This is a genomic window from Corynebacterium sp., from assembly GCF_012837295.1.
Lineage (GTDB): Bacteria > Actinomycetota > Actinomycetes > Mycobacteriales > Mycobacteriaceae > Corynebacterium.
In genome coordinates, this window is sequence record NZ_DURI01000191.1 from 1 (window position 1) to 6,586 (window position 6,586).

Sequence of the window (6,586 nt, forward strand, 5' to 3'; positions counted from 1 at the left end):
CGCCGCGGCCGCCGCTGCTGCACATCCTCACCGCCACCATCGCGGTGACCATCCCGCTGCTCATCCTCGGCGCGGCCGCCGACGCCACGCACCTGGCGCTGCTCATCCCGCCCATGGCCGCCACCGCCGCGCTCATCGTCGGCGGCCCGGACCTGCCGCTGGCACAGCCGCGCAACGTCATCCTCGGCCACCTCATCGGCGGCCTCATCGGGCTGGCGCTGGCGACGTGGTTCGGCGGGTCGATCCTCGTCGGCGGACTCGCGGCGGGCCTGGCGTTCGGCACGATGCTGCTGCTGCGCTGCGCCCACTCCCCCGGTGCCGCGACGGCGATGCTGCTGGTCACGATGCCTCCGGAGCAGCCGCCGCGGTTCATGCTCGTGCTCATGGCGTCGGCGGTCATGGTCATCGCCGCGGGCCTGGTGGCCAATCGCGTCCGCCGTCTGCGCTACCCCGCCTATTGGTGGTGAGGGGCGGACGACGGACCACGTCGGCGTCGTAAAGCAACGGTCCCGCAACGGACCATGGAAGTTTGCCACCCGAACACGTGATGCGGGCTATTCTGGCGCCCACAGGCCGTAAGCCCCGTTCACCCCCGGTCGAAGGGGGCGGCCGCCCAACCAGCCCCGATTTCGGAAGCGACGGTGATCGACATGTCCGCGAGCAGCGACAAGAAGAAGAGCAAGAGCAAGGCCAAGTCCGGAGCCAAGTCCTCCGGAAAGGGCAACGCCAAGGCCGACGCCGCCAAGAACGACGTGAAGGCCGGCTCCAAGAAGGCCGGGGCCAAGTCCGGCGCCAAGGGCCAGGGCGCGAAGGGCACGAAGAAGGTCTCGGCGAAGGACAAGGCGAAGGCCGCCAAGGCGAAGAACGCCGCGCACGACCCCGCCGACGTCCGCCCGGGCGTGCCCGGCCCCGAGCCGGTGTCCTACGAGGAACCCACCGACCCGCGCGGCCCGCTGGAGCCGAAGGCCGACCAGACCTCGCCGAAGCCCGCCACGCCCACCGGCTGCCCGGTCCACGCCGACCGCACCGACTTCGCGCAGCAGGGCGAGTACCTGACCACCCCGCAGGGCGTGCGCCGCGCCGAGACCAACCACTCGCTCAAGGCCGGCCCCCGCGGCCCCGTGTTGCTGCAGGACCATCACTTCCAGGAGAAGCTGCAGCACTTCGACCGCGAGCGCATCCCGGAGCGCGTCGTCCACGCCCGAGGCGCCGGCGCGCACGGCGTGTTCCGCTCCAACGGCAAGGCCGCCAAGATCACCCGTGCGGGATTCCTCAAGGAGGGCGTGGAAACCCCGGTCTTCGTGCGCTTTTCGACGGTCGCCGGCTTCCGCGGTTCCATCGACACCGCACGAGACACCCGCGGCTTCGCCGTGAAGTTCTACACCGACGAGGGCAACCACGACCTGGTGGGCAACAACATCCCGGTGTTCTTCATCCAGGACGGCATCAAGTTCCCCGACGTCGTGCACTCCGTGAAGCCGCACATGGACCGCGAAATCCCGCAGGCCCAGTCGGCGCACGACACCTTCTGGGACTTCGTGTCCCTGCACACCGAGGCGACGTTCCACACCATGTTCAACATGTCCGACCGCGGCATCCCGCGCTCGTACCGCATGATGGAGGGCTTCGGCGTCCACACGTTCCGCCTGATCAACGACGCGGGCGAAACGTCGCTGGTGAAGTTCCACTGGAAGCCGAAGCTCGGCGTCCACTCCCAGCTGTGGGAGGAGGCGCAGCTCTCCGGCGGCGCCGACCCGGACCTGCATCGCCGCGACCTGGCCGACGCCATCGAAGCCGGCGCCTTCCCCGAGTGGGATCTGGGCGTGCAGGTGTTCCCCGACAACGCCGAGGAGACCTTCGAGGGCATCGACCTGCTCGACCCGACGAAGCTGGTGCCCGAGGAGATCGCGCCGGTGGAGATCATCGGCACGATGACCCTCAACGGCAATCCGACGAACTACTTCGCCGAGACCGAGCAGGTCGGCTTCTGCCCGTCGAACATGGTCCCGGGCATCGAGACCACCAACGACCCGCTGCTGCAGGGCCGCCTGTTCTCCTACAAGGACACCCAGATGCACCGCCTGGGCGGCCCGAACTTCACGCAGCTGCCCATCAACCGGCCGCACGCGCCGGTCAACGACATGCAGCGCGACGGCTTCGGCCAGCACGCCATCCCGGGCGGCGCCAACGCGTACCACCCGAACTCCGTCGACGGCGGCTGCCCGTTCCTCGCCGACCCGGAGACCGCGGGCGGCTACATCGAGGTGCCGCAGGAGATCGCCGACGCGATCAAGACCCGCGAGAAGCCGGCCAGCTTCCACGACCACTTCTCGCAGCCGCGCATGTTCTGGAAGTCGCTCACCGAGGTCGAGCGCGACCACCTGGTCAGCGCGTACACCTTCGAGCTGTCCAAGTGCTTCGACGAGACCATCCGCCGCCGCGTGGTCGCCGAGGTCCTGGCGCACATCGACCAGGAGCTCGCCGAGTCCGTGGCCACGGGCCTGGGCCTGCCGGCGCCCGCGCCGGTGCAGGATCTGCCGGAGCCGGAGCCGTCGCCCGCGCTGTCGCAGATCCGGGGCCCGTTCCCGCTGGACGGCCGCCAGGTGGGCATCATCGCCGATGACGCCACCGACGCCAAGGCACTGTCGGCGCTGATCAAGGGCATCGACGATGCCGGCATGGTGCCGCTGGTCATCGCCGACCACGCGGGTCGGCTGGGCAAGAAGAACGACGGCGCGACCGTGCAGCGCACGACGTTCAACACCCGCTCCATCGAGTTCGACGCGGTCATCGCCGCCGCCGACCTCGACGCCCCGGAGATCGCGGTGCTGCTGGGCGAGTCCTTCCGCCACCTGAAGGCCATCGCGGCCTTCGGCGACGGCCGGAAGCTGGTCGAGCGCCACGTCGACGCGAAGGCGCCGGGCATCGTCATGGCCGACTCCGGCGCGAAGGCGCTGAAGTCGCTGCTCAAGCTCATGCCGGAGCACAGGGTGTGGGATCGCGCGTGACCCGTTCGTCCCGCACCACCGGCTCGACCAGCTCGACCCGCACCACCCTGCCGTTGCCGGGTTCCGGCGACACGGCCGCGCGGTTCCTCGCCCTGTGGGAGGGCTGCCGCGCGGACGTGTCGGAGGGCCGGTTGGCGGAGGCCGACCATGACGCCGACGCGATCCTCGCCGAGATCGGCGACGGCCGCCGCGTCGGCGACGGCGAGTTCTGGGGCGTGTGGGCCGCCGAGCCCCCGCACCCGGTGCTGGAGGCCCGGCGCGACCCCGCGGCTTCGCGTGGAGCCGCTTCGGACACGGCAGCTTCGGATGGAGCCGCCGCAGATGCCGCCACTTCCGACACCGCCGACTCCGAGTCCGGCGGCTGGCTCCTCGACGGCGTGAAGCCGTGGTGCTCGGGCGTCGGCCGGTGCACGCATGCGCTGGTCACGGCTCGCGTCGACGGCACGCCCCGCCTGTTCGCGGTCGATCTGCGCCATCCCGGCGTGGGCGGTTCGACGGACAAGTGGGTCAGCGCGGGCATGGCGGCCACGGCCACCGGCGAGGTGTCCTTCGACGCGGTGCCGGCCGTCACGGTCGGCGGTCCGCGCGATTACCTCGACCGCCCCGGCTTCTGGCACGGGGGCGTCGGGGTCGCGGCGTGCTGGTTGGGCGGGGTCGCCGGGCTTTACGACGTCCTGGCCCGCACCGCCTCCCGCCACGGCAAACCTCATGCCCTGGCACATCTGGGGGCGGTGGACGCGGCGTTGTCCGCGGCCCGATGGATGATCATTGGCGCCGCCGAGGAAATCGATGCGAACCCCGGCGACGCCGAGGCCGCGCGGATCCGGGCGCTGCGGGTGCGGACGATGGCGGACCGATTGTGCGCCGACGTCATGGAGCACGTCGGCCGCGCCATCGGCGCCGGTCCGCTGGCCCACGACGCGGAGGTGGCGCAGCGCTTCGCCGACGTCGCCGTGTACACGCGCCAGTGCCACGCCGAGCGCGACGAACAATGGCTCGGCGAGCTGCGGTTGGCCGCCGATGAGGCCGCGAATGGTGCCGACGATCGAGCTTCCGGCAACGGCGAAGGCGCCGCCCGGTGACCGTCCCCAACGGGCCCCGGTTGGCGGCCACCGACGATGCCGGCGTGACCACCGCCGACCAGTGGCGCGAGGCGCTCGCCGAGCACACCGCCCCGGCGATTGCGCTCGACGTCGGCCGCCTGGTCGTCGTCGCCCCTCACCCCGATGACGAGGTCCTCGGCCTCGGCGCGACGATGGCCGCCCGTTCAGCCGCGCGCTCAACTTCACGACGCCCCGATTCCCCTCACGTGCCCGACTCCCCCGACTCTCCCGGCGTTGCCGATTCCCTCGACTCACCAGACCCACTCGACGTCGTCGTCTGCGTCTCCGACGGCTCTGCGTCGCACCCGGGGGAGGTCGCCCCGGAGGTGATGAGGGGCCGTCGTCAAGCGGAATGCGAAGCGGGCGCACGGGAACTCGGAATCGACCTGCGGATGCTGGGACTGCCCGACGGCGGCCTGAACGCGGCGGACGTCGACGCCGCGCTGCACCCCGTGCTCGACGAATTGGCGCCCGCGACGGTGGCGGTGACGTGGTCCGGCGACGGGCACCCCGACCACCACGTCTGCGTGGAATCGGTGCGGCGCTGGTGCGGGGCGCGGGACGGCGTCGCACTGCTCGAGTTCCCCGTGTGGATGTGGCACTGGGCGCGGCCCGGCGACCCTGACGTGCCGTGGGAGCGGTTGCGGAGGGTAGCGATGCCGCGATCCGAAAGCGCGGCGGCGATCGACGTGCTCACGGAGGACATCACCGCCGATGCCTTCGACCACAAGCGGCGGGCGCTGGCCGCCCACGCCTCGCAGCTGACGCCGCAGTCCGACGCCCCGGACGCCACCGTGATCCTGCCGCCGGCGGTGGTCGAGCGATTCTTCCTCGGCGACGAATGGGTGTTCACGCCGTGAGCGGGGACAACACGAACCGCGACTACATGAACCGCGACTACTTCGAGGGCATCTACGCCGACGGCCCCGACCCGTGGGGCTTCGAGACCAGCGTCTACGAGCGCCGCAAGTACGACCTGACTCTCGCCGCCCTGCCCCGCCGGCAGTACCGCCGAGCGCTCGAGCCGGGCTGCTCCATCGGGGTGCTCACCGCGGATCTCGCGGGCCGTTGCGACGCCGTCGAAGCGTGGGAGCCCATCGACGCTCCCCGCCGCGCGGCCGACGAGCGCACCCCGGCTCACGTCCTCGTCCGCGACGCGATCCTCGGCGAGGCCGAGCCGCTGCCCGGCGCCCCGATCGACCTCATCGTCCTGTCCGAGGTCCTCTACTACCTTCCGGCGAATGGGCTGGAGGGAGCCGTCGACAAGCTACTTGACCAGGCGGAACCGGGCGCGGACGTCGTCGCGGTGCACTGGCGCCACGCGATCGAGGGCATGGAGCTCGACGGCGACGGCGTGCACGAGCGCCTCGCGGAGATGGCGCGGCTCGACGTCATCGGATCGTGGATTGAGGCGGATTTCCGCATCGACGTGTTGCGCCTGCGCTGACGCATTTCGGCCCCGCCCCTGACCGTTCCGGAGGGAGCGCGGGGCTCAGCCGCCGGCGCGCACCCAGTCGCCGCCGTCGCGGCGGACCAGGCCCATCTCCTCGAACCTCCGCAGCCAGCCCTCCATGGGCCAGCGGCCGTGGCGGTCGCGGAACAGGGCGCCGTTGCGCAGGATGTCGTCGAGGTGCTCCACCGGCGGCGAACTGACCGGGTGCCACTGGTGCAGGGCATGCGCCCCGCCGACCCAGGTCAGCGGGATGCCGTGGGCGAGCAGCTGCGCGCCGAAGTCGGTGTCCTCCGCGCCGTAGCCCGCGTACCCCTCGTGGAAGCCGCCGAAGTCGTCGGCGATGCGCCGCCACGTCGCCGCCGTCACCGCGAAGGACAGCGACCAAAACAGGTCATATTCCCGCTCGGTGGCGCGGCGCAGCGTGCCGGCGGGCGGGTTCGGGCGGGCGGGGTGCGGGGCGATGAGCTCGGGCAGCTTGACGACGCCCACCTCCCCCATGCCCTCCGCCAGATACGTCACGGGGCCGGACAGGACCGCCCCGGGATCCCGCGCCGCCGCATCCAGGTACCGGTCGACGAGACCCGGGGCGGGCACGCAATCGGCGTCGAGGAAGACGAGCAGGCCGGAATCGGCCGAATCGGTGTCGGCGTTGGAGGCGTCCGCGCTGGGATCGACGGGAGCGGTGGCAGAGATGGACCCAGTGGCGGAGTGGCCGGACAGCGCGGCGGCGGCGCCGGCGTTGCGGGCCTCCCCCAGACGCACCGGGCCGGGGCCGGTGCAGTCGACGATGTCGGCGCCCGGGATCGGCCAGGTGCGGTCGCCGATCTGGACGACCACGCGGCGGACATCGGGCGCCCACAAATCCAGGCCCTCGTGCTGGCGGGCGACGTGGGCGGCCCGGCCCACCGAGGCGACCGTGACGATGGTGGCGATGGGGGCGGCGAGCGCGTCGCGCCCATCATCAGCCACGGGCCACCCCTTCGATGACGGCGGCGGCGCGGTCGGCGGCGCCTTCGGTGCCC

General features: G+C 71.9%; 6 protein-coding genes. 5 read left to right on the plus strand and 1 reads right to left on the minus strand.

What is annotated here, in order from left to right:
* The 5 genes from GX015_RS06425 to GX015_RS06445 all read left to right on the plus strand — a co-directional run.
* Window positions 1-467 (plus strand): HPP family protein (locus tag GX015_RS06425; RefSeq protein ID WP_291343703.1); only part of this gene is annotated, 467 nt, incomplete at its 5' end.
* Between the two features lie 183 nt (window positions 468-650).
* A complete protein-coding gene (locus GX015_RS06430; RefSeq protein ID WP_291343705.1) occupies window positions 651-3,008 on the plus strand; it encodes a catalase in 2,358 nt (785 codons plus the stop codon).
* The gene (locus tag GX015_RS06435) at window positions 3,005-4,090 is read left to right on the plus strand and encodes an acyl-CoA dehydrogenase family protein (RefSeq protein WP_291343707.1); all 1,086 of its coding nucleotides are present in this window, start codon (window positions 3,005-3,007) and stop codon (window positions 4,088-4,090) included. Before GX015_RS06430 ends, GX015_RS06435 begins: the two co-directional genes overlap by 4 nt.
* Entirely contained in the window at window positions 4,087-4,971 is an 885-nt protein-coding gene (locus GX015_RS06440; protein ID WP_291343710.1) for a PIG-L deacetylase family protein, read from the plus strand. Before GX015_RS06435 ends, GX015_RS06440 begins: the two co-directional genes overlap by 4 nt.
* On the plus strand, window positions 4,968-5,558 hold the full coding sequence (locus GX015_RS06445; protein WP_291343712.1) for an SAM-dependent methyltransferase: 591 nt from the start codon (window positions 4,968-4,970) through the stop codon (window positions 5,556-5,558). The genes GX015_RS06440 and GX015_RS06445 overlap by 4 nt, the downstream gene beginning before the upstream one ends.
* A 45-nt stretch (window positions 5,559-5,603) precedes the next feature.
* Here GX015_RS06445 and GX015_RS06450 read toward each other — a convergent pair whose 3' ends face one another.
* On the minus strand, window positions 5,604-6,533 hold the full coding sequence (locus GX015_RS06450; protein ID WP_291343714.1) for a galactosyltransferase-related protein: 930 nt from the start codon (window positions 6,531-6,533) through the stop codon (window positions 5,604-5,606).
* Window positions 6,534-6,586: the final 53 nt, after the last annotated feature.

Excerpts from the sequence above, each read along its gene's own strand:
- GX015_RS06430 (WP_291343705.1), top strand. The coding sequence starts at position 651 with ATGTCCGCGAGCAGCGACAAGAAGAAGAGCAAGAGCAAGGCCAAGTCC.